Below are 26,156 nucleotides of genomic sequence, written 5' to 3'. Positions count from 1 at the left end.
CTTGATGAACGTGCGGACGCTGTGTCTATCGGTGCTCTATGAGGGTGAGGCGACGGGTTATGACATCCGTCGCATGTGCACCGAGGGCGAGTTTGCCTATTTCGTGGAAGCCAGTTTTGGCTCGATCTATCCCGCGCTCGCCAAGCTCGAAGACGATGGCCTCGTAACCAGCCGCACGGTGCCGCAGGACGGCAAGCCGGCACGAAAGGTCTATGCCATCACCGATGCGGGCCGCGAGGCTTTTGCCGAGGAACTGTCGGCGCCGCTGGGCGAGGACGTTTTCCGCAGTCCGTTTCTCCTGCTGGCACGATTTGTCAGCATCCTGCCGCATGATCTGGTCGCTGGACGGGTGAAAGAACACCTCGACCGGCTGACCGCGGAGCGGCAGCAACTGGACCAGGTGCGGTCCGAACACGAATGCAGCCCGGCAGATTGTTGGGTTCTCAATTACGGTCGTGAAGTTTTGGGCGTTGCAGAGAAGTATCTGCGTACCCATATGCACGAACTGATCAACTTATCGCGAGCCGACGAGCGCAAGGACGCTGCGGAATAAAAGGGGCTGATATTCTATGCGTGCATTGTTTTCCTATGGCCTGGCGCTACTGATCCTGCTTGGAGCAGGTGCCTGGCTTGCTACCGGTACCCTCGTGCAGGGGGGTAACGGTCCCGGCAATGGTGAAAAGCCAATCATCTCCGTCATCGAGGGCGAAGAGCATGGTCCTATCCACAATGCGATGGCAGATGCCGGCGTGCTGGCGGAACACCATGCGCCCGAGACTGATCCAGCCCTGACCATTGCACAACGCAATGAAGCCACGACCGGTTCCAATGCCCCGCTGCCGGACGTGCGAACCCAGACCTTCACCGCCCAGCCCATGCCGGTGGAAGTGCCGCTGCGCGGTCGCACCCAGGCCAAGGCAACCGTAACCGCTGTCGCCGAAACCGCCGGAACTGTGGACACCGTGCATGTGACCAAGGGCCAGCGCGTGGAAGTGGGTGACCTCCTTTGCACGCTCGACCAGGGTACGCGCGTTGCCGCCGTCGCCCAGGCGGAAGCTGCAGTTGACCAGGCCAACGCGGCCCTCGCCCAGGCCCAGCTCAATTTCGACACCAATGCAGGCCTGCGCGAAAAGGGCCTTGCCGCTGCCAACACTGCGAACACTGCCGACGTGGCCCTTGCCCAAGCCAAGGCCGGCGTGAGCCAGGCTGCAGCCGGTCTCGACAATGCCAAGGCCGAACTCGATCGCACCGAAATCACCGCAAAGGTGGCCGGCCTCGTGCAGGACCCGGTGGCCCTTGCCGGTTCGATGCTGAATGCCGGCGGCCCCTGCGCCACTATCGTACAGCTCGACCCGATGATCTTTGCCGGCATGGTTCCGGAAAAGCATATCGGCCTTGCCAAGCTCGGCCTCGTTGCTTCGATCAAGACCGTTACGGGTCAGGCCGTCGAAGGCAAGGTGACCTATATCGCCTCGCAGGCCGACAATGCGACCCGCGCCTTCCCGGTGGAAATCGAAATCCCGAATGCTGATTTTGCCATCAAGGACGGCGTGACCGCCGAAGCCGTGGTCAATCTCGGCGCGGCGCCGGGCCATCTGCTGCCGCAGTCGGTGCTGACGCTCGATGACGAAGGCACCCTCGGCGTGCGGACCGTCGAAAACGGTGTCGTGGCGTTCCACGAAGTGACCATCGTCAGCGACACCCGCCAGGGCGTCTGGGTGACGGGCCTGCCCGCGGTGACCGAAGTGATCACGGTCGGCCAGGAAGGTGTGACTGCCGGACAGGCCGTGAAGGCCAGCCCCGCGACTGCTTCCACTGAAACCGTAGCCAGCTAAGGACGAGTTTGATGCTCGACTTCATCGAAAAAATCCTGAGGATGCCCAGGGTCGTCCTCACCGTCATGGTGATCGTCCTGACGGCTGGTACGGCGGCCTATCTCTCCATGCCCAAGGAGAGTTTCCCGGCCATCGACGTTCCCTACCTTTACGTCTCCATCAGCCAGACGGGCGTATCGCCGCGCGACGCGGAAAACCTGCTCGCCAAGCCCGCGGAAGAAGAACTCGCCAACCTGCCGGGCTTGCAAAACATTTCGTCGACCTCGACCACCGGCCACGCGTCGGTGATCCTCGAATTCGACATCAATACCGACAAGGACAAGGCCCTTCAGGATACGCGTGCCAAGATGGACGCGATCAAGGCAAAGCTGCCTGCCGATGCCGATGACCCGACGGTCAGCGAAATCGACTTTATCGGCCCGATCATGTCGGTCGCCATCTATGGTACCGCGCCTGAAAAGGAACTGACCCGCCGCGCCGAAGAACTGCAAGACGCGCTCGAAGCCCTGGGCGATGTGCGTGAAGTGAAGCTCTCGGGTTCGCGCAAGGAACAGCTCGAAGTCCGCATCGACCTCCTGCGTCTTGAAGCCTATGGCCTGAGCGCCAGCCAGCTGCTGGATGCGCTTTCGCGCAACAACATGGTTGTGCCCGGCGGTACGCTGAACACCGGACAGGGCTCGTTCAACATCGAAGTTCCCGGCCTGATCAGCAATGCGCAGGACGTCTACGCCCTGCCCATCAAGACCGATGGCAATACTGTCGTTACCTTCGGCGATGTCGCAACGATCACCCGTACGCTGGCCGACGCTACCGAATATACCCAGGTGAACGGGTCTCCGGCCCAGATTCTGGGCGTTTCCAAGAAGCTCGGCACCAATATCATCGACGTATCGAACCAGGTTCGCGCGACGACGGAAGAACTCGCCAAATCCTGGCCGAGCGGGGTGAGTTACTCGGTCTTCCTCGACCAGGCCGATACCACGACCAGCCTTTTCCGCTCGCTTGAAGCCGCGGTTCTGACGGCCGTGGCGCTGGTGCTGATCACCTGTATCGCAACGCTGGGCCTGCGCCCCGCACTGATGATCGGCCTTTCGATCCCGCTATCGTTCATGATGGCCTTCCTCGTCGCGGAAATGCTGGGCATGACCATCAACATGATGGTGATGTTCGGGCTCGTGATCGCGGTGGGCGTGCTCGTCGACGACCCTGTGGTGGTCGTCGAATATGCCGAACGAAAGCTGCAAGAAGGCGTACCCAAGCGCGAAGCCTTCATCATGGCGATGCGCAAAATGTTCGTGCCGGTGGTGGGTGCTACCGCGACCACACTCGGCGCCTTCATTCCGCTGCTGTTCTGGCCGGGCATTATCGGCAAGTTCATGAGCTACCTGCCGATGATCGTGATCATCGTCATGATCGCCTCGTTCATTTCCGCTCTGATCTTCATGCCGGTTATCGGCTCGGTGATCGCCTCGACCCATGTGGACGAGAAGGAAAAGGCCAAGGCCGATATCGTCATGTATCCGGACAAGTTCGACCCCAAGAAGGTCACGGGCCTGACCGGTTTCTACGTGCGGACCATGGAGAAGCTGATCTCCTGGCCCCTGCCGACGCTCGCGGTGGGTTTTGGTATCATCGTGGCGATCTTCGTCACCTATGCGACCAACCCGACCGGGTCGGAAGCCTTCCCGGCTTCGGAACCGGAATATGCGACGGTGGCCGTCGTGGGCCAGGGCAATTATTCGCCCGAGGAAGTCCGCGACATGCTGATCGAGGTCGAAGACCAGATCCTGCAGGTCAACGGCATCCAGGACGTGATCATGCAATTCGGCACGACCGGCGCCTTTGGCACCATGCCGCCTGACACGATCGGCAATTTCCAGCTGCAGCTCGTCAACTGGAACCATCGCGTGCCGGCCGAAAAGATCTTTGCCGACATCCGCAGCCGCGTCGACAATATTGCCGGCCTCGATATCCAGGTGCTGGCGGCGGAAAATGGTCCGCCGGCGGGCAAGGACCTGAACATGCGAGTCGAGAGCAAGAACTACGACGACCTGGTGCCTGTGGTTGCCGCTATTCGCGATCATCTCTCCACCTGGCCGGAAGTGGTCGACGCCGAAGACGGCCGCCCCTCCCCCGGTATCGACTGGCAGATCACTGTCGATCGGGCCGAGGCGGGCAAGTATGGCATCGGCGTGCGTGAACTCGTGCCCTATGTGCAGCTCATCACCAATGGCGTGAAGCTGGGCACTTATCGCGACGGGGAAACCGGCGACGAACTCGACATCCGCGTTCGCCTGCCCAAGGAAGAGCGCACCTTCGACGCGCTCGACTCCATGCGCATCGCCACCCAGAACGGCATGATCCCGGTTTCGAACTTCATCGATCGCAAGGCCGTGCCGAAGGTTGCCAATATCGAGCGCCGCAACCAGGTTTACGTGATGAACGTGGCCGCAGGTCTTACGAACCTGCCGGAAGGCGTCTATGCCGCCGACAAGGTGGCGGAACTGCAGAAGTGGATCGGCGAGCAGAACTTCCCCGAAAGCGTCAATGTCGCTTTCGGTGGCGCGGAAGAGCAGATGGGCGACGCCAATGCCTTCATCGTTTCGGCGATGGGCATGGCCATGGCCCTGATCTTCTTCATTCTGCTGCTCGAATATAACAGCTTCTACCAGGTGATGGTGACGCTCTCGACGGTGGTCATGTCGGTGGCAGGCGTGCTTTTGGGCATGCTGGTCACCGGGATGAGCTTCTCGGCGATCATGACCGGTCTCGGCATCGTGGCGCTGGCGGGCATTGTGGTGAAGAACGGCATCGTGCTGATCGACACCTACAATGACTATAACCGCCACCAGCACGTCGAGCCTGTGAAGGCCATGCTGCTGACGGTCAGCCAGCGTGTGCGGCCGGTGCTGCTGACGGCGTTCCTCACGGCGCTGGGCGTTATCCCGATGTGGGCGAATGTCGAGTTCGACTTCATCCGCCGTGAAATCGTCATCGGTGGCCTTGCCGGCTCGTGGTTCATCCACCTTTCGGCAGCTCTGGTTTCGGGCCTGTTCTTCTCGACCCTGCTGACGCTGATCATGGTGCCGGTGATGATCACCGCGCCGAGCGTGATGTGGAAGCAGATCAAGTGGGTGGGCGCGAACTTTGCGAGCCTCGGTCAGTGGATGGCGAGCCCCTTCCGCGGCAAAACCACTGCGGCTCCGGCCGGCTTTGACGGCGTAGCCGTGGAAGTGCCCGACGATGCTGATGGCGAGAAGCGCTATGTGGTGAGCAAGGACGCCGGGCTCGGCGACAAGGACAAGCACGACCGTCGCGACGCGGCGGAGTGATCTGGACCGAGATGTGAATGAAAAAGGCCCGCAGCGATGCGGGCCTTTTTGTTTGATAGAGGAAACAGGGGTTCCCGCTTTCGCGGGAGTGACATCGGGGTTAGCCGGTCACAAACTCACGCAGCCGCCAGTCGTCACCGTCGAAATGGATGTCGCGGCTTGTGGGGTTTTGAGGCGCGAGGATTTCGGACCAGAAGGTCTGCGCGGGGCGGTTGGCGTGGGGGACGGCGATGTGCCATTGACCGGGGTGGGCCTGTAGAGCCTGCTGGACGGCGGCGCGGGCGAGGCCCCTGCCCCGGTGGGCTTTCAGCACGAAGAATTCGGCCATGAACCAGCAGGGCGCGCGGCCGGTGAGCGGGCATTCGTCGATGACGGGGGCGAAGCCGGCGATCTCATCGTCGGACATGATGAGATAGGGAAAGCGCCAGAAGCGGTCGAGGAAATCGTAGGCGTAGCGGCCGTCGACACCGACCGGGAACGGCATGAACTCGGTCATGTCGTGGAGGTAGAGCTGGATCAGGTTGGCGATGACCGGCTTTTGGTCGGGGCGAGCGCTTACGAGGGTGATGGTGGGCATGAACGGAGGTTAGGGGGCGCTGCCCTAACAATGCAAGTCCGCACCAAACGGAGATCTCCGCTTTCGCGGGGATGACACCGAGTGTGGGAGAAGTTGAGGCGCCGCCCTGGGACAGCGCCTTCCCTTACTCCGCTGCAGGAGCGCCACGCTTGACGAAGCCGTCGGGGTCTTCCTGGGCGAGGGCCAGAGCTTCTTCGGCCTCGGTGGCTTCGCGCTGGCGGCTCCACATCTGGGCGTAGAGGCCGTTCTGGGCGAGGAGCGCGGCGTGGTTGCCGCGTTCGGCGACGAGGCCTTCGCGCAGCACCAGGATTTCGTCGGCATTGATCACCGTCGAGAGACGGTGGGCGATGACGACGGTGGTACGGTTGCGCGAGACGACGTCGAGGGCAGCCTGGATGTCACGCTCGGTCTTGGTATCGAGGGCGGAAGTCGCCTCATCGAGGATGAGGATCGACGGGGCCTTCAAAATCGTGCGGGCGATAGCAACGCGCTGCTTTTCGCCGCCCGAGAGTTTCAGACCGCGTTCGCCGACCGGTGTGTCGTAGCCCTTGGGCAGGGCTTCGATGAAACTGCCGACCTGGGCCATCTGGGCGGCCTGGTGGACTTCGTCCAGAGAGGCGCCCGGGCGGCCATATTCGATGTTGTAGCCGATGGTGTCGTTGAACAGCACCGTATCCTGCGGGACCATGCCGATGGTGGAACGCAGGCTTTCCTGCGTCACATCGCGCAGGTCCTGCCCATCGATGGTGATACGGCCGCCAGTGACGTCGTAGAAGCGGTAGAGCAGGCGCGAAATGGTCGACTTGCCGGCACCGGTGGGGCCGACGATGGCGACGGTCTTGCCGGCCGGCACTTCGAAGCTGACGCCCTTCAAGATCGGGCGATCGGCATCGTAGTGGAAGGTGACATCATCGAAGCGGATGACCGGGCCGGTGACGGCGAGGGGCTTGGCGTCGGGCTTGTCCTCGATTTCAGGGTCCTGATCGAGGAGCTTGAACATCTCCTCGATGTCGGTGAGGCCCTGGCGAAGTTCGCGATAAACAAAGCCGATGAAATTGAGCGGGCGATAGACCTGCATCAGGAAGGTATTGAGGAGGACAAAGTCGCCCAGTGTCAGACGACCAGCCATGACGCCGAGAACGGCCATGATGGAGATGACAAGGAAGCCGCCATAGAAGATGACGGCCTGGCCGAAGTTAAGCCAGCCCAGCGAGGTCCAGATGCGGATGGCGGACTTTTCATAGCTCGCCATGGAGCGATCATAGCGCTCGGCTTCCATCTTCTCATTAGCGAAGTATTTGACCGTCTCGTAGTTGAGCAGGCTGTCGATGGCCTTGCCGTTCGCATCCGTGTCAGAATCGTTCATGTCCCGGCGGATGGCGATGCGCCAGTTGGACGCCTTGATGGTGAACCAGAGATAGGCCCAGATCATCACCACTAGGACGCCGACATAGCTGACCCCGAAGAGCCAGACGAAGATGACGGCGACGACGATGAATTCGATGATGGTCGGCACGATGTTGAGCATAGCGAAGCGGACGACCGTTTCGATGCCCTTGGTGCCGCGCTCGATGACGCGGGAAAGGCCGCCGGTGCGGCGCGCCAGGTGGAAGCGCAGCGACAGGCGATGGACGTGGTGGAAGGTTTCGAGCGCCAGTTTTCGAACGGCATGCTGGCCGACGCCGGCAAAAAGCACATCGCGCAACTGCTGGAAGGCGGCATCGAGGACGTTGCCGAGCACATAGGCGATAACAAGCACGACGGGGATGGCGAGGCCGAGGATGAGCTGGCTATCGGCATCGGTGCCATCGAGGCTGTCGATGATGCCCTTATAGGCAAAAGGAATAAGGGTGGTCGCGACTTTGCTCAAGACCAGAGCGCCGAGGGCGAGGACCACCTGCATGCGCAGGTCGGGCCGGCCTTCGGGCCACATATAGGGCCAGAGATTGCGAACGGTAGAGAATACAGAGCCTTCGTCCGCGCTAACGGACGGCTTCTTTTCAGTGCTGTTTTGAGCCATTAGGCCGGTTCCGCTTCCTTGTGGGGCGCTTGGAAGTTGAGGCCTGTGAGCAGGCCTCCAAAGGCGGTTCCGATTTCGGCGAGCCGGTCATGCCGGATCATGTAGCGATTACGCGTACCATGAGGCTTGCGCTCGATCAGGCCGGCGTCGAGCAGCACCTTGATATGCTGGGAGACGGTGGACTGGGCGAGGGGCAAAGATTCAGTGACATCACCGCAGCAGCATTCGCGCTGCTGCTGGCTCGCGAGGAACCGCAGGATATTGAGCCGAACTGGATGACCCAGGGCTCGCATGATGTTGGCGATGTCGTCGTCTTGCATGGGGGCCGGCCGAATTAATCGGTGAATTGCGATGAACATGGTGAGGATTGACCGCAAGGTCAATCCCCGGGGATGGTTTTGGGGCATAAAGCACAGCCCTTGCCGGCTGTCATCCCGGCGAAGGCCGGGATCTCTCAGGATAGGCCCCGGCCTTCGCCGGGGTGACAATCGAGGATCATAAGCAAACTTTGGTCTACCGGGTCACGGAAAGAGAAATGGCGCCAGGGCGCGCCATTTCGTGTCAGTAGACCTATTGGGGCAGGCTGAAAACCTGGCCGGGATAGATGCGATCGGGATCGCGGATCTGGCCGGTATTGGCATCGTAGATGGTCGTATACTTGATGCCTTCGCCATAGACGCGGCGAGCGATAGTCCAGAGATTGTCGCCACGGCGGATGATGGCCTTGCCCGAGGCGAAACGCTGGGCATCGGGCGAGCCGACTGATACCGCGACCATGGTAGGCACGGCAGGTTCGGCTACCGGCTGCGGCGCTTCCGCCACAGCGACCGGGGTGGCCGGCGCCTCGGGAGCGGGAGTTGCCGGCGCCGCGGTTTCTGGAGCGGCTGTTGCTGGAGCTGATGCCGTAGGCGTGGTTGCGGCAGCAGGAGCCGGGGTAGCGGCCGGTTGGGTCGGCGCAGCCGCGACGGGCGCTGTTTGTGCTGTCGCGGGAGCGGCAGGGGTGGCAGGCTCGGCAGTTGGGGCTGCGGGCTGGGTAGTCGGGGTCGGTGTTGTTGCCGCGACAGGTGCGGGTGCAGGCGCCGGCGGCACGTCGGCACTGGCGACGGCCGTTGCGGGCTCGGTCGCCGTTGCGGGCATGTCGACGACGAAGTCGACCTCGGCGCGGGCGATCACGTCAGGCGAGCCGGCGGCGAGCAAGTCGGCGCGGACGCGCTGGCTGGGGGCGTCGAGAACGTCGCCGCCTTCGACAAGCCAGCGGCCGCCTTCGATGGTGGCATCGGCGATGAAGGTGTCATCGACATAGAGACGCACAATGCCGCCTTCGGGACCAGCGCCGGCAAAGAAGGTGCGGTCGCCTTCTATTTCGATGGCATCGATGGTCGGCGGAATCTCGGCGAGCTGGGCGGCAGGGGCGCCCGGAACGGGGTTGGGCGTGGCAGGAGCCGCCGGCGTCACGGGGGGAGCGGCAGGAGTGGCCGGTTCGAGCGCGGTTGCTAGGGCTGTTGGAGCTGCTTCGGGGGTAGCGGCTGGCGCGGGAGTTGTTGCAGGCGCAGGGGTTGCTGCCGGAGCAGGTGCCGGTGTGGCTGGGGGCGTTGCAGCAGCGGCCGGAGCAGGTGTTTCCGGGGCCGGCGCAGGCGCTTCGGGCGCAGCAGGAGCCTGTGCGACTTGCGTCTCGGCAGGTGTTGAGGCGGGCGGCGCAGGCGTTGTCGCCGGGGCTGCGGGTGCAGCCGGGGTAATGGCAGGCGCGGCGGGAGCCGTGGCGGGCGCAGCAGCGACCGCAACAGGCGCTGGATCGGCCGGGATGGGCGTTGCCGGTTCGGCCGTAGCGACAGCAGTCGGTGCGGCGGGCGCGTCGGTGCGGGTCAGGCCCTGCAGGACTTCGCTGGCCTGGCCGGGAGCGCTGGCGACGACCAGCGGCTGGGTGGACTTGTCTTCATTGACGACGACGACGAAGGACTGGGCCGCCCTGCCCTCCTTGCCGCGTTCGGCCAGGGTGATTTCAACGCCGCCTGCCGGTAGGGGTTGCTCGGGCACAAAGACCCAATCACCTGTGCTTTCGACGGTGGTCGAACCGAGGAGGGTTTCGTCGGAATAGACTTCGATTTCGCTGCCCGGGCGGCCGCTACCGGCGATGACAACGGAGCCATCGGGCTCGGCGCGCAGCAGGCCGAAGCTGGCGGCGACGAGATTTTCCGGAACGTCGGCCGGCGGCGTAACGTCGAGGGCCGGCGCGGTGAGCTCAGTTTCAGGCTCTGCGGGGGCAGCCGGCTCGGTAGCCGGCGTCTCGGCCACGGCTTCGACCGGCGCCTTGGGGAAGAGCCCGGCATCCGACAATTTGCCCCTGATGCACTGGCCCATGCCATCGGGGCTGTTGAAGCAGTTTACCGCGGTCGGGGCGACAAAAACGCCGGCAATGACGAGCAGGGTGACGGCAACTGCCCCGATGGTGAGGGCGAGAGGTCGTTTCGGAGCAGTTTCGGCCAGTTTGTCCTCCCGGACGGTTGTCAGCCAGTCGCCTTTTGAGCTGGCCGCGCAGTCGCCAATACTGAGGACGACTGCACCGCTTCAGTCTTCAACAGCTTGTATGTGATTGATTCATACAGAGCTTCAAAGGACGCATCAATGATATTGGACGAGACGCCGATGGTGCTCCACCGCTCGCCAGTGCCGTCCCGGCTTTCAACCAGTACACGGGTGACCGCGCCCGTGCCGCCGTCCAGGATACGGACCTTGAAATCGACCAGCTCCAGGTCTTCGATGCGCGCGGAATAAATGCCGAGATCTTTTCGCAAGGCCTGATCGAGGGCGTTGACGGGGCCATTGCCTTCGGCGACGGACATCAGCAATTGGCCATCGACGCGGACTTTTACCACGGCTTCGGTGACGGTGATCTCTTCGCCCTGCGCATTGTGGCGGCGCTCGACCATGGCGCGGTAGTGCTCGACATCGAAGAAGCTCGGGAGCGTGCCGAGGACGGAGCGGGCGAGGACGGCGAAGGAGGCATCCGCGCCGTCATAGGAATAACCTTGGGCCTCGCGCTCCTTGACCGTGGACAGCAGCTTTTCGAGGCGGGGATCGTCCTTTTCGAGCACGATATCGTGGCGGGCCAAAGCGGTGAGCAGGTTCGACTTGCCGGCCTGCTGAGAGACCATGATGGCACGTTCATTGCCGACGCTTTCGGGCGGAACGTGCTCATAGGTCGAAAAATCCTTGAGCAGGGCCGAGGCATGGATGCCGGCTTTGGTGGCGAAGGCGGCGGCGCCGACATAGGGGGCCTGGCGCGCGGGGGCGCGGTTGAGGCGATCGTCGAAGGCGCGGGAGATGTGGGTCAGACGTTCGAGCTTTTCGGGCGTGATGCCGGTTTCGAAGCGCTCGGCATAGTAGGGTTTGAGGACCAGCGTCGGGATCAGGGTGACGAGATTGGCATTGCCGCAGCGCTCGCCGAGGCCATTGAGCGTGCCCTGGATCTGGCGAACGCCGGTTTCAACGGCGGCAAGTGCATTGGCGACGGCCTGGCCGGTATCGTCATGGGGGTGGATGCCGAGCCTTTCGCCGGGGGCGAACTTGAGGACTGTGCCGATGATGGTGCGGACTTCGGAGGGCATGGTGCCGCCATTGGTGTCGCAGAGGACGACCCAGCGGGCACCGGCTTCGAGGGCCGTCGTGACGCAGGATAGGGCGTATTCGGGATTGGCTTTGAAGCCGTCGAAGAAGTGTTCGAGGTCGATGAGCACTTCCTTGCCGGCTGATGCGGCAGTGCGGACCGTGTCGGCGAGGCCTTCGAGGTGCTCGTCGGTGGTGGAGCTCAAAGCGAGTTCGACCTGGTAGTCCCAGGCTTTCGCAACGAAGCAGGTGGCGGCGGCGGCGGAATTGACGAGGCCCTGGACGCCGGGATCGTTGGCGGCGGAGCGCCCTGCCCGCTTGGTCATGCCGAAGGCGGTGAAGGTGGCGTTCTTGGTGCGCTTCTTCTCGAAAAAGGCGGTGTCGACCGGATTGGCACCGGGATAGCCGCCTTCGATGTAGTCGACGCCCAGTTCCTCCAGGAGATCAATAATGGCGATCTTGTCCTCGAGCGAGAATTCTACGCCGGCCGTCTGCGCGCCGTCGCGCAGGGTCGTGTCGAAAAGATAGAGGCGGTCTCGGGACATTTTGGGGGCCTGCTAGTCGAGTTACTTGGGGGGCCAGGTGGCCGTGTCGTGGTCGGGATGCTGGTGACTGGTGCTGCTGATGCGATGCAGCATTTCGGGATTGTCGGCATAGGTTGGACGATCGCCGGGAACGGACAGCAAATTCCCGTACCAGGCGACCCGGCTTTCATTGCCGTACTGGTTTTCAGGTGGAGCGCGATCGGGCTCGTCGAGGGTGCCGACGAGTACGCCGAGATCCTGGCCTTCGGGATATTCGAAGAGCAGCGGCGTGCCGCAGGCGGCGCAGAAACCGCGGCGCGCGACATCGGAGCTATGAAAATAGCTGATGGTGCCGCGCGTGACGCGGAAGGCGGTCTTCATCACCGGGCAGATAACGGCGAATGGGCCGCCGACGGCTTTCTGGCACATGCGGCAATGGCAGACGTGGACATTGAAGGGCTGCTGGTCGAGTGCGTAGCGCACAGCGCCGCATTGGCAGCCGCCGGTGAGCAGGACGGTGCTCATGGCCATTTGTCCGTGTCGTGATCGGGGTGCTGGCTGTTGGTGGCCTTGATACCGCTCCACCAATCCTGCCGGTTTGGGTCTTCGGTGATGCCGCCGTGTTCGATGCTGGGGAGCGTATCGAACCAGGGCACGCGGCTTTCATTGCCGGTATTGGCGCCAGGCGGGAAGAGCTCGGGATGATCGAGCGAGCCGATGGTGAAATTGACGCGGTTGCCGGTGAGGTCTTCGTAGAAAAGAGGCGTGCCGCACTTGTTGCAGAAGCCGCGATCTACGTGGTCGGAACTGCGGAAGCGGCTGGGGGTGCCGCGGGTCCAGGTGATGACTTCGCGCGGGGCGGCGACGAGGGCGGCGAAGATATTGCCCACCGCCTTCTGGCACATGCGGCAGTGGCAGATGTGCGAATTGTCGAACATTTCGGTGGCGTGATAGCGCACGGCGCCGCATTGGCAGCCGCCGCTTACGTCCATCTTGTAACGGTCCATCAGGTGGTCTCCTTGGGCGGCCAGCTCTCGGTGTCGTGATCCGGATGCTGATGATTGCTGCGCTTGATGGCTTGCACGAGCGTGTCATCGCCCTGGCCAGTAATGGTGGCGATATGGGCGACGACATCGGCCGCCCAGGAAATACGGCCCTCTTCGCCATAAAAATGGGTGGGGCGCATGGCTTCGGGATTATCGAGGGAGCCGATGGTAATGGAAACCCATGACTGATCGGGCGTGCGCCAGGCAAGCGGCGTGCCGCAGGCCGTGCAGAAGCAGCGCTCGCCTTCATCGGAAGTGCGAAAGACCGAGAGCTGGCCACGCGTCAATTCGAAGAAGCGCGCGGGAACGCCGGCAAAGCTGCCGAAGAGATTGCCCGAGGCTTTCTGGCACATGCGGCAATGGCAGATGCAGGGGCGCGCGGGCTGGCGATGGAGCGCATAGCGCACGGCGCCGCACTGGCAGCCGCCGGTGATACGCACATCGTCTCCGCTTTCATCCTTGCGCCAGGCTAGGCTCTCCTCCGTGCCGGACATCTATTCGTGCCTCGGCGGCCAGGCTTCCGTATCGTGGTCCGGATGCTGGTTGGAATGGATGCCGGCCATGAAGTCGCGCCATTCGTCGCTAACCTCGCTGCGCATGGGCAGGCTCGTCAGCGTGTCGAAAAAGGGCTGCTTGTCGGCGGGATTGACCTGAATTTCGGGGGCGGCGACGGTGGGATCGTCGAAGGCGCCGATGGCGAGTTCGAGACCGAAGCGGGTTTCATAGGCGAGCGGGGTGCCGCAATCGCCGCAGAAGGCGCGGCGGGCAGCGTCCGAACTCTGGAACCATTTGGGTTCGCCACGGGTCCAGGTGGCGTTGTGTGACGTGACCAGCGGACCGAAAAAGCCGCCGAACGCCTTTTGGCACATGCGGCAATGGCAGATGGAGGGCCGGCCGAGACGTGTGACGCGGAAACGAACCGCGCCACACTGGCAGCCCCCGGTATGGGCTTCATTCTGGGGCATGACAGACCACTTCGATATTGTTGCCATCGGGATCGAGGACGAAGGCGGCGTAGTAGTTTTCGCTATAGTGCGGGCGGAGGCCGGGCGCGCCATTATCGCGGCCACCGGCAGCCATGGCGGCGGCATAGAAGGCGTCGATGGCGGCGCGATTGTCCGAGCCGAAGGCGTAGTGGCGGCCGGGGCCGGTGTCCTTGGCCTCGGTCAGCCAGAAATCGGGCTGGCCCTTGCCATAGCCGGCAACCTTGACGCCGCCGGTATATTCTTCCGGTACCTGCATCAGAAGGCTGATGCCCAGAGGGGCGAAGGCGGCGTCGTAGAAGGCCTTGGTCTTGTTCCAGTCTGCGACGAGAATTCCGACGTGATCAAGCATGGTGGTAGCTCCTGTGTTGAGGAGACCATGGAGATGGGGTCGCGGTGACAGGGGCTGTCAGGAGGAATGCGGTCATTGGGGTTTCTCGTGGAGAGTGGCCCAGATGGTTTCGCTGACGTCGTCGGGACGGGCGAGGATGGCGTTGTTCCAGAGGCGGAGGAGGCGGAAATTTTGCGCATGGAGATAGGCGTCGCGGACGAGGTCGCGGAGGGATTCAGCGTGTTGGGAGCCGTCGGCTTCGATGATGAGACGAGCATCGAGGCAGACGAAGTCGGCGATGTAGTGATCGACCGGAAACTGCCGGCGGAATTTGAAGCCGGAGAAGCGACGGCTTCGCAGGAGACGCCACAGCCGCTGTTCGGCTTCGGTCGGGTCGTGGCGCATGGAGCGGGCACGACCGCGGAGGAGACCGGAAACTTTTCGATGCTTCGGCGAAGAATACCCCTCATCCGCCCTCCGGGCACCTTCTCCCGCAAGGGGAGAAGGCAGACCGGCGGAGGTGGCAGGCAATGTGCCAATCAAAAGCGCTGGCCCGCCCTCGCCCCTTGCGGGAGAGGGTGGATCGGCCGGAGGCCGAGACGGGTGAGGGGTATGCTCGGGGGCCACCATCACCGCTTCACTTCCCATTTGGTCGCACGCTGGCCCTGTTCGTCCTTGTAGTCGAGGAGGGCAATGCCTTGTTCGGCCAGCTCGTTGCGGATGGTGTCTGCCTTCGCAAAGTCCTTGGCGTTGAGGGCGGCGAGGCGGTCGGCGATGGCGTTGGCGATGTGGGCGGGGGCTTCCCAGCCATCGTTGGAGTCCAGCAAGCTGTCGAGGCTGAAGCCGAGGAAGCGCAGGGTGGCGGCGAGGCAGTGCTTGGCGTTGCCTTCTTCGCGATTGGCTTTCTTGGCGATGAAATCGAGCGCGACGCTGGCGCGGTGGAAATTGAGGTCGTCGGCGAGTTCATTGACCACCGAGGCGTCGGGGGCGTCACCCTCGGCAAGGGTTGCGCCGCGGGCGGCGCGTTGCCAGTCGCGGAGTTTTGCCTCGGCCTCTTCGAGGCGCTTGACCGTGAAGTCGATGGGCTCGCGGTAGTGCGTCATGAGCATGGCAAGGCGCAGGACGTCGCCGATCCAGGCGCGGCCGCCCATGGCGCCGGTTTCCAAGAGTTCGTTGATGGTGACGAAATTGCCGAGGCTCTTGGACATTTTCTGTCCTTCGACCTGCAGGAAGCCGTTGTGCATCCAGACATTGGCCATGGCGTGGGTGCCGTGGGCGCAACGGGACTGGGCGATTTCGTTTTCATGGTGCGGGAAGATCAGATCGAGGCCGCCGCCATGGATGTCAAAAGTCTGGCCGAGATAGCGCTCGGACATGGCGGAGCATTCGATGTGCCAGCCGGGGCGGCCGCGGCCCCAGGGGCTCGGCCAGCCGGGTTCGGTTTCCGAGGAGAGTTTCCAGAGGACGAAGTCGGCCGGGTCTTCTTTGTGCGCTTCGACGGCGACGCGGGCGCCGGCAAGGTTGTCTTCCAGGTTGCGGCCGGAAAGCTGGCCGTAATCTTCCATGGAACGGGTGCGGAAGAGGACTTCGCCGCCGGCATTGTAGGCGTGGTTCTTTTCGATCAGCGCCGAGATCAGGGTCTGCATCTCGGTGATGTTGTCGGTGGCGCGCGGCTGGTGGGTGGGTTGCAGCGTGCCGAGGGCCTTCACGTCGGCGAGGAACTGGTCCTCGGTCTTTTCCGTGACCTTGCGGATCGCCTCGTTGAGCGGCAGATCGGGGAAATCGCGCAGGGCGCGGGCGTTGATCTTGTCGTCGACGTCGGTGATGTTGCGCACATAGGTGACGTGGTTTTCGCCATAGACATGGCGCAACAGGCGGAAGAGCACGTCGAAAACGATGACCGGGCGCGCATTGCCGATATGGGCAAAGTCATAGACCGTGGGACCGCAGACATACATGCGCACATTGTTCGCATCCATGGGCGCGAAGGGCGCCTTGGTGCGGCTGAGCGTGTTGTAGAGGGCGATCTGCGGGGTCATCGAGAGGTCCTGTGGGCCAGACATGCATTTGCTCTGGCGGGAGCCTCTATCTTCAGAGAATTTTAGATGAAGAAGACCGCTCCGCCAACGCTTGGGTTAGCAGGTAATAATGCAGACGGTAATGGTGCACTTGGTCTTCATGGGCCGGAGATTGGCCGGGCGCCGTGAATAAATCAAGCGCAAAAGAAAAGAGGGCGGCCCGAGGGCCGCCCATTTCGCTTTGGAGGCGAACATCATCCAGGGAGGATGATCCTATGACGCGGCCGTGGAGTTACCCGCGAAACTGCTGATGGCACTGGCCGCAGGTGCCGCCAATGGTCTGGAGGGCTGCGGCATAGGCCGCGGCATCGCCTGCGTCAGCGGCGGCAATGCCGGCTTCTGCGGCAGTGATGCCGGTATCGACGATGGCGGTGAAGGCGTCGAAATTTTCCCAGATGACGGGGAGCGCTTCGGATTCGCCGACGATAGAGCCTTCGGGGAAAAGGGCTGGGATGTGACTGTAGTTGTCGCGCAGCTTGGTCAGGGCGGCGACGGCCTCAGCACCGGTGAGGTTACCGGCACTACGCAGAATGCCGCCATCTTCGCGCATCAGGTTCTTGCGCATGGTGACAGCCTCTTCGGGCGTCGCGGGGGCCACGAATTCCTGCGCCAGGGCGGCGACAGTGCCGGCGGCGAGGAGCCCCGCAATGGCGATACCCATGAATTTCTTCGAAATCATCAATGCACCCTCAACATGCTTGAACACAGTACGGACCGCTCCAACGGTCCGACGAAACCTGCCGGCTCCTCCATCCGACGGGCCGACAGTGCCACGGGGCCGTGACGCCCCCAACGCCAACACAGGAATGTTACCGAATTGCGGTCAGGGTCGCAGCGCCACCACAGTCTGGTCGATATCGCCGAAAACAGAGCGATTGCCGGTGCCGATGGCGGCGATGCGGACGCGGTCGCCGGGCTTGAGGAAGGGCGTGCGGGCGCGGCCGAATTTGGCCTTTTCGGCGGTGCGCGCCTCGGCGATGCAGCCAAAGCCGATGCCGTCTTCCTTGATGGGCAGGGTCGCATCGTGATGGTTGGCGATGGTGCCCGAGCCGATGATGGTGCCGGCGCCGAGCTGGCGGGTGCGGGCGGCCTCGACGATGAGGTCGACGAGATCGAAGTGGACATCCACGCCGGCATTGGGCTGACCGTAAAGCGTGCCATTGACCTCGACGCGCACCGGCAGGTGCAGGCGGTTGTCGCGCCAGCGGTCGCCGAGGGTGTCGGGGGTGACGACGACGGGAGCGAAGCTGGTGGAGGGTTTTGAATGGAAGAAGCCAAAGCCGTTTTGCAGGTCGTCGGCGACGAGGCGGCGCAGGGAGACGTCGTTGCAGATGGTGACGAGGCGAATGGCTGAGGCCGCCTGTTCGCGGCTGGGGCGCATTGGCACGGCGCCGATGATGACGGCGACTTCCACCTCGAAATCGAGGGCAAGATCGTCTTCGGGGACGACGATGGGGTCGGAGGCGCCGGAGAGCGAATCGGAGCCGCCCTGATAGAGCAAGGGGCGGACGGATTGCAGTTCTTCGTCCTTGCTACCCTTCAGGGACCGGACGCGCTCGAGATGGCCCATATATCCGGCGCCGTCGATCCACTGGAAAGCGCGAGGAAGCGGGGCGAGAACGGCGGACGGCTCGAAGGTCTGGCCTGATATTTCGCCCTTGTCGAGTTGAGTGGAAAGGGCAGCGAGAGCGGGAGAAAGACGGTCCCAATCGTCCAGCGCCGCTTGAAGGCTGGGGGCAATGCGGCCGGCGGAAACGCAGCGAGTGAGATCGTGGGAGACGACAACCAATTGCCCGTCGGGGCGGTTCGCGCGGAGGGTGGCGAGTTTCATGGACGGGCGATCTCTCTTTTGTGTTGCTCGGCGGCGATATCGTCGGCGTTTCAGATTGCTATAGTGTTGCCATCCTCGCCAGCGATGTCTTAAGGCGACATACGGCCACCTCTTCTGGCCGACGAACAGGACCCATTCGTGACCATATCTGCTTCCGGTTTTCGCGCATCGATTTTGCTGCTCCTGGCGGCGCTGCTTTTCTCGCTCGATGTGCAGACCGTCTATGCCCAATCGACGCAGTGCCGGCAGCTGGAAAGCGCGCTCTATCAGTTCGATCGCAATGGCGATTTCCGGCAGATGCAGAACAATTCGGGTGCGGCGCGGCAATTGCAGCGCGACGTGCAGGCAGCGGAAAGCCAATATATCCGCCAGGGCTGCAACGACGCGGCGCGGGCCGGGCAACAGTTGACGCGGCAGTGCCAGCAGATTGCACGCGCGGTGCTGCAGCTGCGTGACGACTATGCGCGGGTTTCCCAGTCGGTCGATACGGCCAATGCCGTGGCGCAGCAGCGCGAGGCAATCCTCCAGGAAATGGCACGCTTCGGCTGCAATTCAGGCTCGAGCGCGACATTCAATCAGGAACGCCAGTCCGTTTTCGACCGGGTCTTTGGCTCGACCTCGGAAGGCGACTTCACCAATGGCGATTTCGTCGATGGTGGGGATTACTGGGGCTACCAGGGCTATGCGACGGTGCGCACGGTCTGCGTGCGGCTTTCGGACGGGTATTTCTGGCCCATCAGCTATTCCACCCTGCCGGACTATATCGGCAATGATGCGCAGCAGTGTCAGGCCATGTGTCCCAATACGCAGGTCGAGCTCTATTATTACGACAATCCCGGCCAGGAGCCGGAGCAGATGCGCAATATGTATGGCGCGCCCTATACGTCGCTGCCGACCGCCTTCGCCTATCGCAACCAGTTCGACAAGAATGCCAGTTGCAAGGTGGCGCCGAAGAATGACGGCACGGTGACGCTGACGGCTTCAGGCGGCGGGGATGCGCGGGCGATGATCGATATTGCGGGCCTGTCGTTTCCCCTGCCCCGGCGCGATCCGCGTGGCGTGGTGCCGGTGACGCCCGTTCAGGCGGCGCCGGTCGAGGCTGTCGCGGCGGTCGCCATGATCGATGTCCCCCTGCCCCGTCCACGCCCGACAGGCCCAGGCGAAGTTGCAGTTCGCCCCGCTGCCAACCAGGCGCCGGCCGAGGCAGACTTGCGGATCGTCCACTTCGGGGACAAGACCGTCAGGGTAGTCGGTCCAGACACGCCTTACGCCCAAGCAGGACGAGCAGGGACTTAAGTTCCGGGCCATCGTGACGGCCCGTGAGGACCATGCGCAGCGGCAGGAACAGGGCTTTGCCCTTGCGGCCAGTGGCGCCCTTCAGGGCGTTGGTCCAGGTGGCCCAGGTGGTTTCGTCCCACGGCTCGGGCGGCAGCATGGCCTTGGCGAGATCGAGGAATTCGCGATCTTCTTCGGCAACGACCGGCTCGATGGGGCCGGTGACGAGCTTTGACCATTCCACGATATCGGGGAAGCGCACGAGATTTTCGCGCAGGAGGAGCCAGATGGCTTCGCCTTCGAGGCCCATGGAGGAGAGACGCGGCAGCGCTTCCTCGTAGGACATGGTGTGGAGGAGGCGCGCGTTGAGGCTGTCGAGTTCGGCGGGATCGAAGCGGGCGGCGCCGTGCGAAATCATCGACAGTTCGAGTTTTTCGGCGATGGCGTCGAGGCCAGCATAGGGTTCGATGGGCAGGCTGGTGCCGGTCAGGGTCGCCATGATGGCCACGGCGAGCGGCTCGTAGCCTTCAGTGCGGAAATCGGAGATGGACTGAGAACCCAGGCGCTTGGAAAAACCCTGGCCAGCGGCATCGGTGAGGAGATTGTGATGGGCGAAGGTCGGGACCGTGCCGCCCAGAGCCTCGATGATCTCGATCTGGGTGCCGGTATTGGAGACATGGTCTTCGCCGCGAATGACGTGGGTGATGCCCAGGTCGATGTCATCGACGACCGAGGGCAGCGTATAGAGATAGGAGCCGTCGGCGCGAATGAGGACCGGGTCGGACATGGAGGCGGTGTTGACCGTCTGCTGGCCCTTGATGAGGTCTTCAAATTGCACCGGACGCCCGTCGAGCTTGAAGCGCCAATGGGGCTTGCGGCCTTCGGCTTCGTTTTTGGCCTTGTCTTCTTCGGTGAGGTTCAGGGCGGCGCGATCGTAGATCGGGGGCTTGCCGAGGAGGCGGGCGCGGGCGCGCTTGCGGTCGAGTTCGTCTTCGGTTTCGTAGGCCGGGTAGAGGCGGCCGGCGGCGATCAGCTTATCGCGGGCGGCGTCGTAGAGCGCGGTGCGTTCGGACTGGCGGACGAGCAGATCGGGCGTGACGCCGAGCCAGGCCAGGTCGACCTCGATGCCATCGGCGAATTCGCGGGTGGAGCGCGCGAGGTCCGTATCGTCCATGCGCAGGACGTAGCGGCCGCCGGTGCGGCGGGCGAAGAACCAGTTGAGCAGCGCCGGGCGGGCATTGCCGAGATGGATGCGGCCCGTGGGAGACGGGGCCCAGCGAACGACGGTCATCCGACGGTCACGTCCTTATAGCCATTGGTGATGGGGTATTTGCGGCCGAGGCCGAAGGCGCGCGGGGTCAGTTTCGGACCCGGCGCGGACTGGCGGCGCTTGTATTCGGCAATATTGATGAGGCGTTCGATGCGCTTGACGAGGGCGGGATCGTGGCCGCGGGCGACGACATCGCCGAGGCTCATTTCGTCCTCGACGATGGAGCGCAGGATATCGTCCAGCACCGGATAGGGCGGCAGGCTGTCCTGATCGGTCTGGTTGGGGCGGAGTTCGGCCGAGGGGGCCTTGTCGATGATGGACTGGGGGATGACCTCGCCCGTGGGCCCAAAACTGTCGCCGGGCATGTGCTTGTTGCGCCAATCGGCCAGCGCATAGACTTCCATCTTGAACATGTCCTTGAGCGGATTGTAGCCACCGTTCATGTCGCCATAGATGGTGGCGTAGCCGACGCCCATTTCGGACTTGTTGCCGGTGGTGAGCAGCATGGAGCCGAGCTTGTTGGAGACGGCCATGAGCACGACGCCGCGCATGCGCGACTGGATGTTTTCTTCGGCGAGATCGGCGGGACGATTGTCGAAGATGGGTGCGAGTTCGACGAGGGCGTCGTCAACGGGATTGCCGATCGAGACCACGTCGTAGCGCACGCCGAGACGCTCGGCGCAATCCTTGGCGTCCTTGAGGCTTTCATCGGACGTGTAACGATAGGGCAGCATGATGCAGTGGACTTTTTCGGGTCCGAATGCATCGACGGCCATGGCGGCGACGACGGCGCTGTCGATGCCGCCGGAGAGGCCGAGGACGACGTGGCTAAAACCGTTCTTGAAGACATAGTCGCGAAGGCCGAGGACGGCGGCGCGCCAAGGGGCCTCTTCCACCGAGGTCAGTTCTTCGATGCGCCCATTGGTCGAGGTCCAGGTGTCGCCGTCGCGGCGCCAGTCGGAGATCAGGAAGTCGGTTTCGAAGCTTTTGCCCTGGAGGACCAACTTATCGCCGGGGGCGATGGCGAAGGAGGCGCCGTCGAAGACCAGTTCGTCCTGGCCGCCGACCTGGTTGAGATAGATCAGGGGCACGTCATGCTCGACAGCGTGCTTGCGCACCAGCTCCTTGCGGATGTGCTGCTTGTTGGTCCAGTAGGGCGAACCATTGGGGCAGAGCAGGATTTCGGCGCCTTCCCGCATCAGGTGTTCGCAGACCCAGGGGTGCCAGATGTCTTCGCAGATCGGGATGCCGACCGAGACGCCCTTGATCGTCACCGGGAGAGGCAGCGGGCCGGCGGCGAAATAGCGCTTTTCGTAGAAGACGTCGTCATTGGGCAGCTCGCGCTTGAAGCGCAGGGCGAAGATATGGCCCTTTTCGGCGACGATGACGGCGTTGTGGAGACCGGTCTGGTCCTTCCAGATGGTGGGGAGGACGAGGACGACATCGGTGCCGGCGGTTTCGGCGGCCAGCGTCTGGGCTGATGCCATGGCGTCGGTGACGAACTGGGGCTTGAAGAGCAGGTCGTCCGGGAAATAGCCGGTCAGGAACAGCTCGGAAAACATCAGGATGTCGGCCTTGGCGGCAACCGCATCGGCAAGGGCCTTCTGGGCCAAAGCGAGATTGCCGGGAAGGTCGCCAACCTTGGGATTGAGCTGGGCGAGCGCAATTCTGAGCTGGTCGGTCACGGAAGAAACCTGGGTAAATGGACGGACCGCCCGGCCCGCGGCCGAACGCGGGCAAGACTTAGCCTCTGGACCGTGGGAGAGCAAGCGCCCGCGGGCGAAGCGGGGGAGGGAAAGAAACGGAGATTCCCGCTTTCGCGGGAATGACACGGTGTGTTTTTGAGGAAGCTTGGAAGCGGCTGCGTCCCTAAACTAGAAGCGGCCGGTGACTTCGAGCAGCGCGCCGTAGCGGAATAGCGACAGGTTATCCACGGTGCCCGCTGTATAGGTTACGTTCGGCGTGGCCGTGTTCGAATAGGTCGTATTTGCACTGGCAGGCCCGTTTAGCCACCAGCCTCTACCGCCAACCCGAACCGTCAAGTTTTCTGTCGGGTGCAAACCGAGCATCAGTTCGCCGCTGGCACCATAAGCCGCCCCATCAATAGAGCCCGTAACGCGGTTGGCAGTCATGCCGCCAATAGCTGTGTTGGGAATGACATAGCTGGGAGTGGTACCCGTGACCCAAGCATAGGGAACGCCGGCGACCTCGGCAGTGATGTCGGCGAACGTGCTCAATTCGGCCTTGGCCGTAACGCCGAGACGCAGAGCATGCACGTGTAGACCGTCGAACTTCAGGATGTCGGCACGGGCCTTGTCGGGCGATTCCTTGAGATATTGGTAGCCGACGAGGCCACCGACACGAAACGTCTCATTGCCGAACGGCATATAGCCGAAGTCGGCGCCCACGTGGCCAATCTGACCGCCGGTAAACCCCACATCACCGGGAAGGAGGTTTGAACTATAGGTTCCTTCGGTTGCGAAGGCGTAGCCACCGGTGCCCTTGACGTAGGATCCGGTATAGTCGTCGTTGATCCGGAAGTGGCCTTCGAGAATGTGGCTCGTATCGTTGGTCCGCAATGTCTCGCCATTAAGGGACAACTGCTGACCGCCACGCGAATACCAATAACGCACACCGGCCTCAAAGCTCAGCGGATCATCTGCTTCCGGCTGCCACTGATCGGGATAGGACGGGCGCAGGCCGGGGAAGGCGCCATAGTCTGCGGCAAGCACTTGCTGGGTGGCGGCGCTCGAAAGTAGCACAAGGGCGCTGAGGGCAACCTGCTTCATCACACACTCCCGATCGGTTTTACCGTTAAGCATCGTGGAACGTTTGTGAATGATTAGGGTTAATGTTCCGCTAAGTTACATGTTGGCGTGATTGGGGCTTTGGTAACTTCCTTGACCGAAAATACCGTTGGCAGGCCTCCATTGCCTGGTTCGCATGCAACCGAGGCGGCGCGTGAGGAGTTGGATCGGTTCGAATGAAGTTTTCTCAGAAGCCAGTTTTGTGATGTCGTGCCGTATTCTCATTGTTGAAGACGAAATTTTCGTCGCTTCCGAAATCGAACAGGTCGTAGCCGAAATGGGCCACGATCCAGTCGGCATTGCCGCCGACAAGAAGAGTGCCCTGCGTTTTGCCGGCGATACCGAAGTCGCCCTCGTCGACCTCAACCTGCGCGATGGGCCGACGGGTATCGAGATTGGCAAGATTTTGGCCCAGACACATGGCGCAAGTGTCATTTTCATTACCGCCAACCCCGCTCAGCTCGGCAGTGGCGTGCCCGGCACAATCGGCGTGGTTTCAAAGCCGATTGCCGAGAGAGACCTGCGCGACGTCGTCGACTATGCCGTGGCGCGGCGTGCGGCCGCGGAAGCCAATCCGCCGCGGCGCCTCAAGCTTTTTGACTGGTCGAACGACAATCCCATCGCGACCTGAACGCCTGCCTATGCGTCTTCGGCCTTTTCGGTCGAGCGCAGCCGGCTGGACCGCGTAAGCGCGGCGAGCGGCAGGGACAGTTCGACCCGCAGACCATCCTTTTCCCAGAAGCGTTCGATCTCGCCGCGAAGCTGACCGCTTACGGATAGCTCGATGAGCTTGGAGCCGAAGCCGGATAGCTGGCTCGGTTCGGCGATCTCGGGTCCGCCGTGCTCTTTCCAGGTCAGATGGAATCGTTCCCCATCGGTGCGGCCGGAAAGGCTCGTCCAGCCATCGGGCCGGCTCAAGGCACCATATTTGGCCGCGTTGGTCGCCAGTTCGTGGAAGAGCAGCGCCAGCGGGGTCGCAGCAGCATCGTCGATGATCGTATCTTCGCCCGAATAGCGGACGCGGTTTTCGCCATCTTCGCCTTCATAGGGGCGCATCAGGCGGGTGACGAGTGCCGAGAGCGTCCCCTGCCCCGTCTTGCTGGCGGAGAGGTAGTTTTGCGGGCGGACGAAGTCATGCGCCTCGCCGAGCGCGAAGATGCGCTGCCGCAACTGCTCGGCGAAAGGCTTTACCTCGGGCTGGCCGCGGGCGGAGAGCGAGACGATGCCGGTGAGGACGGCGAAAATATTCTTGATGCGATGGCTCAACTCCTGCGCCACCAATTCGCGCTCCTCGGCAGCGAGGCGCGAGTCATGGATATCGGTACAGGTGCCAATCCACCGAATAATCTGGTCCGTCGCATCGCGAACCGGTAGCGCCCGTCCCAAAGTCCAGCGATATTCGCCGCTGTGGTGGCGCAGGCGGTATTCGATCTGGTAGGGCTCGCCGGTTTCCAGCGAGTGACGCCAGAGGCGCCAGGCGCGCTCCTGATCGTCGGGATGGAACATGTCATTCCAACCCTCGCCATTGGTCGAACCGAAGGGCACGCCGGTGAAATCGTACCAGCGAGCGTTGTAGTAGTCGTGAAATCCATCGGGGCGGGTGGCCCAGACCATTTGCGGCATCGTGTCGGCCAGGGTGCGGAATTCGAGCTCGCTCTTGGCGAGGGCCTCGGCGGCGCGTCGCTGATCAGTGATGTCGATGGCCACGCCCGGAAAGCGATAGACCCGACCCTCGCCATCCTTGCGCGGACGGCCCGACACCATTAGCCAGCGACGAACGCCATCTCCGCCGACCACGCGATATTCGCTGCGGAACTCGCTGCCGTCGACAATCGCTTGCTGCAATTCAGCATTCACGCGCGGCAAGTCTTCGTGCTCGATGGCCAACAAATATTGCTCAAGCGGCGCGCCGAGGCCGGCTACCTGGGAGTCGATATTGAAGAGGCGAGCAAAACGGTCATCAGCTGTCACGACATTGTTGATGACGTCCCAATCCCAGGTACCGACCAATGCCGAACTCGACAGTGCCAGTGACAGGCGCTCCTCGCTTCGCATCAATGCCTTTTCTGTGAGGATCCGATCGGTGGTTTCATGGACGACGCAGAGGGTGCCCATGGACAGCCCGTCGTCGCCGGCTATGGGACTATAGTGGAGGTCCATCCAGGCAGATTCAGGTTGCCCGTGACGACTCAGCACCAGTTCCTGATCTCGAAGCATCCAGGATTCGCCGCTGAGACCACGCTCCATATTGACGCGATTGAACTCGGCGATCTCTGGCCAGGCTTCGAGCGCCGGCATGCCGAAAATGGCGGGGTGGCGTTGTCCAGCGAACACCGCATAGGCATTATTGTAGATCAGAATACCCTGATACCCCACCAGCATGACCATGGGGGTTGAGGCGACCATCATGAGCCTTACGGCGCCCTTGAGGCTGTCGGGCCAGTCCGGGATAGGCCCCAGGGGGTTCTGGGTCCAGTCATAATCATTCAACAACTTGACTGTCGGGTCTCGTTCAAGCGCGGCTCGAGTTTCGGGCGCGGCGTGGGGAAACAGAGATCTCGGCATTACCTACTCACCTTAGCGGACCACTATCCTGTGCCCGGATGCGGGCAAAGAAAAGGCCGCGCAGCCCATAATGAACGCG

Annotated in this window: 23 protein-coding genes; 5 read left to right on the top strand and 18 right to left on the bottom strand. The window is 62.7% G+C overall.

What is annotated here, in order from left to right; translation table 11 throughout:
• Positions 1-4: 4 nt before the first annotated feature.
• From J7557_RS06630 to J7557_RS06620, 3 genes are read left to right on the top strand one after another with little or no spacing between them, the layout of a single operon-like run.
• The gene (locus J7557_RS06630; protein ID WP_291418580.1) at positions 5-553 is read left to right on the top strand and encodes a PadR family transcriptional regulator; all 549 of its coding nucleotides are present in this window, start codon (positions 5-7) and stop codon (positions 551-553) included.
• A gap of 16 nt (positions 554-569) precedes the next feature.
• Positions 570-1,835, top strand: coding sequence for an efflux RND transporter periplasmic adaptor subunit (locus tag J7557_RS06625; protein ID WP_291418578.1), 1,266 nt, complete (start codon positions 570-572; stop codon positions 1,833-1,835).
• 11 nt (positions 1,836-1,846) lie between these two features.
• A complete protein-coding gene (locus tag J7557_RS06620; protein ID WP_291418576.1) occupies positions 1,847-5,167 on the top strand; it encodes an efflux RND transporter permease subunit in 3,321 nt (1,106 codons plus the stop codon).
• A 100-nt stretch (positions 5,168-5,267) separates the two neighbouring features.
• Here the strand turns inward: J7557_RS06620 and J7557_RS06615 are convergent, their stop codons facing one another.
• The 14 genes from J7557_RS06615 to J7557_RS06550 all read right to left on the bottom strand — a co-directional run bounded on the left by J7557_RS06615 (position 5,268) and on the right by J7557_RS06550 (position 18,160).
• Positions 5,268-5,744, bottom strand: coding sequence for a GNAT family N-acetyltransferase (locus J7557_RS06615; protein ID WP_291418574.1), 477 nt, complete (start codon positions 5,742-5,744; stop codon positions 5,268-5,270).
• A gap of 124 nt (positions 5,745-5,868) precedes the next feature.
• Complete coding sequence (locus J7557_RS06610; protein ID WP_291418572.1) at positions 5,869-7,764, bottom strand: ABC transporter ATP-binding protein/permease; 1,896 nt, start codon at positions 7,762-7,764, stop codon at positions 5,869-5,871.
• Positions 7,764-8,084, bottom strand: a complete 321-nt coding sequence (locus J7557_RS06605; RefSeq protein WP_291418571.1) for a helix-turn-helix transcriptional regulator — start codon at positions 8,082-8,084, stop codon at positions 7,764-7,766. The genes J7557_RS06610 and J7557_RS06605 overlap by 1 nt, the downstream gene beginning before the upstream one ends.
• A gap of 250 nt (positions 8,085-8,334) precedes the next feature.
• Positions 8,335-10,122, bottom strand: coding sequence for a LysM peptidoglycan-binding domain-containing protein (locus J7557_RS06600; protein WP_291418569.1), 1,788 nt, complete (start codon positions 10,120-10,122; stop codon positions 8,335-8,337).
• 146 nt (positions 10,123-10,268) lie between these two features.
• Positions 10,269-11,912 (bottom strand): citramalate synthase, encoded by a 1,644-nt coding sequence (gene cimA, locus J7557_RS06595; protein ID WP_291418567.1) that lies wholly within the window; start codon positions 11,910-11,912, stop codon positions 10,269-10,271.
• Positions 11,913-11,933: 21 nt separating this feature from the next.
• A complete protein-coding gene (locus J7557_RS06590; protein WP_291418565.1) occupies positions 11,934-12,416 on the bottom strand; it encodes a GFA family protein in 483 nt (160 codons plus the stop codon).
• On the bottom strand, positions 12,413-12,898 hold the full coding sequence (locus J7557_RS06585) for a GFA family protein (RefSeq protein WP_291418563.1): 486 nt from the start codon (positions 12,896-12,898) through the stop codon (positions 12,413-12,415). The genes J7557_RS06590 and J7557_RS06585 overlap by 4 nt, the downstream gene beginning before the upstream one ends.
• Positions 12,898-13,431, bottom strand: coding sequence for a GFA family protein (locus J7557_RS06580; protein WP_291418561.1), 534 nt, complete (start codon positions 13,429-13,431; stop codon positions 12,898-12,900). Before J7557_RS06580 ends, J7557_RS06585 begins: the two co-directional genes overlap by 1 nt.
• Positions 13,432-13,902 (bottom strand): GFA family protein, encoded by a 471-nt coding sequence (locus tag J7557_RS06575; RefSeq protein WP_291418559.1) that lies wholly within the window; start codon positions 13,900-13,902, stop codon positions 13,432-13,434. It lies immediately after the preceding gene.
• A complete protein-coding gene (locus tag J7557_RS06570) occupies positions 13,889-14,272 on the bottom strand; it encodes a VOC family protein (RefSeq protein ID WP_291418557.1) in 384 nt (127 codons plus the stop codon). The genes J7557_RS06575 and J7557_RS06570 overlap by 14 nt, the downstream gene beginning before the upstream one ends.
• A 72-nt stretch (positions 14,273-14,344) precedes the next feature.
• A complete protein-coding gene (locus tag J7557_RS06565) occupies positions 14,345-14,761 on the bottom strand; it encodes an endonuclease domain-containing protein (RefSeq protein ID WP_291418956.1) in 417 nt (138 codons plus the stop codon).
• 119 nt (positions 14,762-14,880) lie between these two features.
• Positions 14,881-16,314 (bottom strand): cysteine--tRNA ligase, encoded by a 1,434-nt coding sequence (cysS, locus tag J7557_RS06560; protein ID WP_291418555.1) that lies wholly within the window; start codon positions 16,312-16,314, stop codon positions 14,881-14,883.
• Between the two features lie 247 nt (positions 16,315-16,561).
• Positions 16,562-17,008, bottom strand: a complete 447-nt coding sequence (locus J7557_RS06555) for a cytochrome c (RefSeq protein ID WP_291418553.1) — start codon at positions 17,006-17,008, stop codon at positions 16,562-16,564.
• A gap of 144 nt (positions 17,009-17,152) precedes the next feature.
• Entirely contained in the window at positions 17,153-18,160 is a 1,008-nt protein-coding gene (locus J7557_RS06550) for a fumarylacetoacetate hydrolase family protein (protein WP_291418551.1), read from the bottom strand.
• A 138-nt stretch (positions 18,161-18,298) separates the two neighbouring features.
• Between J7557_RS06550 and J7557_RS06545 the strand changes: the two genes are divergently transcribed.
• Complete coding sequence (locus J7557_RS06545; RefSeq protein ID WP_291418549.1) at positions 18,299-19,456, top strand: DUF2865 domain-containing protein; 1,158 nt, start codon at positions 18,299-18,301, stop codon at positions 19,454-19,456.
• On the opposite strand, the gene gltX is transcribed toward J7557_RS06545, so the two are convergent.
• From gltX to J7557_RS06530, 3 genes are all read right to left on the bottom strand, one after another.
• Positions 19,401-20,726 (bottom strand): glutamate--tRNA ligase, encoded by a 1,326-nt coding sequence (gene gltX, locus J7557_RS06540; RefSeq protein ID WP_291418547.1) that lies wholly within the window; start codon positions 20,724-20,726, stop codon positions 19,401-19,403. The two genes, J7557_RS06545 and gltX, sit on opposite strands and share 56 nt — an antisense overlap.
• Entirely contained in the window at positions 20,723-22,390 is a 1,668-nt protein-coding gene (locus tag J7557_RS06535; protein ID WP_291418545.1) for an NAD+ synthase, read from the bottom strand. Before J7557_RS06535 ends, gltX begins: the two co-directional genes overlap by 4 nt.
• Positions 22,391-22,579: 189 nt before the next feature.
• Entirely contained in the window at positions 22,580-23,494 is a 915-nt protein-coding gene (locus J7557_RS06530; RefSeq protein ID WP_291418543.1) for a hypothetical protein, read from the bottom strand.
• Positions 23,495-23,717: 223 nt separating this feature from the next.
• Here J7557_RS06530 and J7557_RS06525 point away from each other — a divergent pair, with 223 nt between their 5' ends.
• Positions 23,718-24,143 carry a response regulator gene (locus tag J7557_RS06525; RefSeq protein WP_291418541.1) on the top strand — a complete coding sequence of 142 codons (426 nt, stop codon included), beginning with the start codon at positions 23,718-23,720 and terminating at the stop codon, positions 24,141-24,143.
• An 8-nt stretch (positions 24,144-24,151) separates the two neighbouring features.
• Here J7557_RS06525 and J7557_RS06520 read toward each other — a convergent pair whose 3' ends face one another.
• Positions 24,152-26,005, bottom strand: a complete 1,854-nt coding sequence (locus J7557_RS06520) for a PAS domain-containing protein (RefSeq protein ID WP_291418539.1) — start codon at positions 26,003-26,005, stop codon at positions 24,152-24,154.
• Positions 26,006-26,156 lie beyond the last annotated feature (151 nt).

It is taken from the genome of Devosia sp. (assembly GCF_017744655.1).
In the GTDB taxonomy this organism is placed as follows: domain Bacteria; phylum Pseudomonadota; class Alphaproteobacteria; order Rhizobiales; family Devosiaceae; genus Devosia.
Note: the sequence above shows the minus strand (reverse complement) of the source record. Positions and strands in the feature narration are given on the sequence as shown.

Bases quoted from the DNA above. Each gene is read 5' to 3' on its own strand.
- J7557_RS06580 (WP_291418561.1), bottom strand. From the start codon at position 13,431: ATGTCCGGCACGGAGGAGAGCCTAGCCTGGCGCAAGGATGAAAGCGGA.
- J7557_RS06625 (WP_291418578.1), top strand. From the start codon at position 570: ATGCGTGCATTGTTTTCCTATGGCCTGGCGCTACTGATCCTGCTTGGA.
- J7557_RS06630 (WP_291418580.1), top strand. From the start codon at position 5: ATGAACGTGCGGACGCTGTGTCTATCGGTGCTCTATGAGGGTGAGGCG.
- J7557_RS06555 (WP_291418553.1), bottom strand. From the start codon at position 17,008: ATGATTTCGAAGAAATTCATGGGTATCGCCATTGCGGGGCTCCTCGCC.
- J7557_RS06570 (WP_291418557.1), bottom strand. From the start codon at position 14,272: ATGCTTGATCACGTCGGAATTCTCGTCGCAGACTGGAACAAGACCAAG.
- J7557_RS06550 (WP_291418551.1), bottom strand. From the start codon at position 18,160: ATGAAACTCGCCACCCTCCGCGCGAACCGCCCCGACGGGCAATTGGTT.
- J7557_RS06615 (WP_291418574.1), bottom strand. From the start codon at position 5,744: ATGCCCACCATCACCCTCGTAAGCGCTCGCCCCGACCAAAAGCCGGTC.
- cimA (WP_291418567.1), bottom strand. From the start codon at position 11,912: ATGTCCCGAGACCGCCTCTATCTTTTCGACACGACCCTGCGCGACGGC.
- J7557_RS06585 (WP_291418563.1), bottom strand. From the start codon at position 12,898: ATGGACCGTTACAAGATGGACGTAAGCGGCGGCTGCCAATGCGGCGCC.
- J7557_RS06605 (WP_291418571.1), bottom strand. From the start codon at position 8,084: ATGCAAGACGACGACATCGCCAACATCATGCGAGCCCTGGGTCATCCA.
- cysS (WP_291418555.1), bottom strand. From the start codon at position 16,314: ATGTCTGGCCCACAGGACCTCTCGATGACCCCGCAGATCGCCCTCTAC.
- J7557_RS06600 (WP_291418569.1), bottom strand. From the start codon at position 10,122: ATGGGCCAGTGCATCAGGGGCAAATTGTCGGATGCCGGGCTCTTCCCC.
- J7557_RS06590 (WP_291418565.1), bottom strand. From the start codon at position 12,416: ATGAGCACCGTCCTGCTCACCGGCGGCTGCCAATGCGGCGCTGTGCGC.
- J7557_RS06575 (WP_291418559.1), bottom strand. From the start codon at position 13,902: ATGCCCCAGAATGAAGCCCATACCGGGGGCTGCCAGTGTGGCGCGGTT.
- J7557_RS06530 (WP_291418543.1), bottom strand. From the start codon at position 23,494: ATGAAGCAGGTTGCCCTCAGCGCCCTTGTGCTACTTTCGAGCGCCGCC.
- gltX (WP_291418547.1), bottom strand. From the start codon at position 20,726: ATGACCGTCGTTCGCTGGGCCCCGTCTCCCACGGGCCGCATCCATCTC.
- J7557_RS06525 (WP_291418541.1), top strand. From the start codon at position 23,718: ATGTCGTGCCGTATTCTCATTGTTGAAGACGAAATTTTCGTCGCTTCC.
- J7557_RS06620 (WP_291418576.1), top strand. From the start codon at position 1,847: ATGCTCGACTTCATCGAAAAAATCCTGAGGATGCCCAGGGTCGTCCTC.
- J7557_RS06610 (WP_291418572.1), bottom strand. From the start codon at position 7,764: ATGGCTCAAAACAGCACTGAAAAGAAGCCGTCCGTTAGCGCGGACGAA.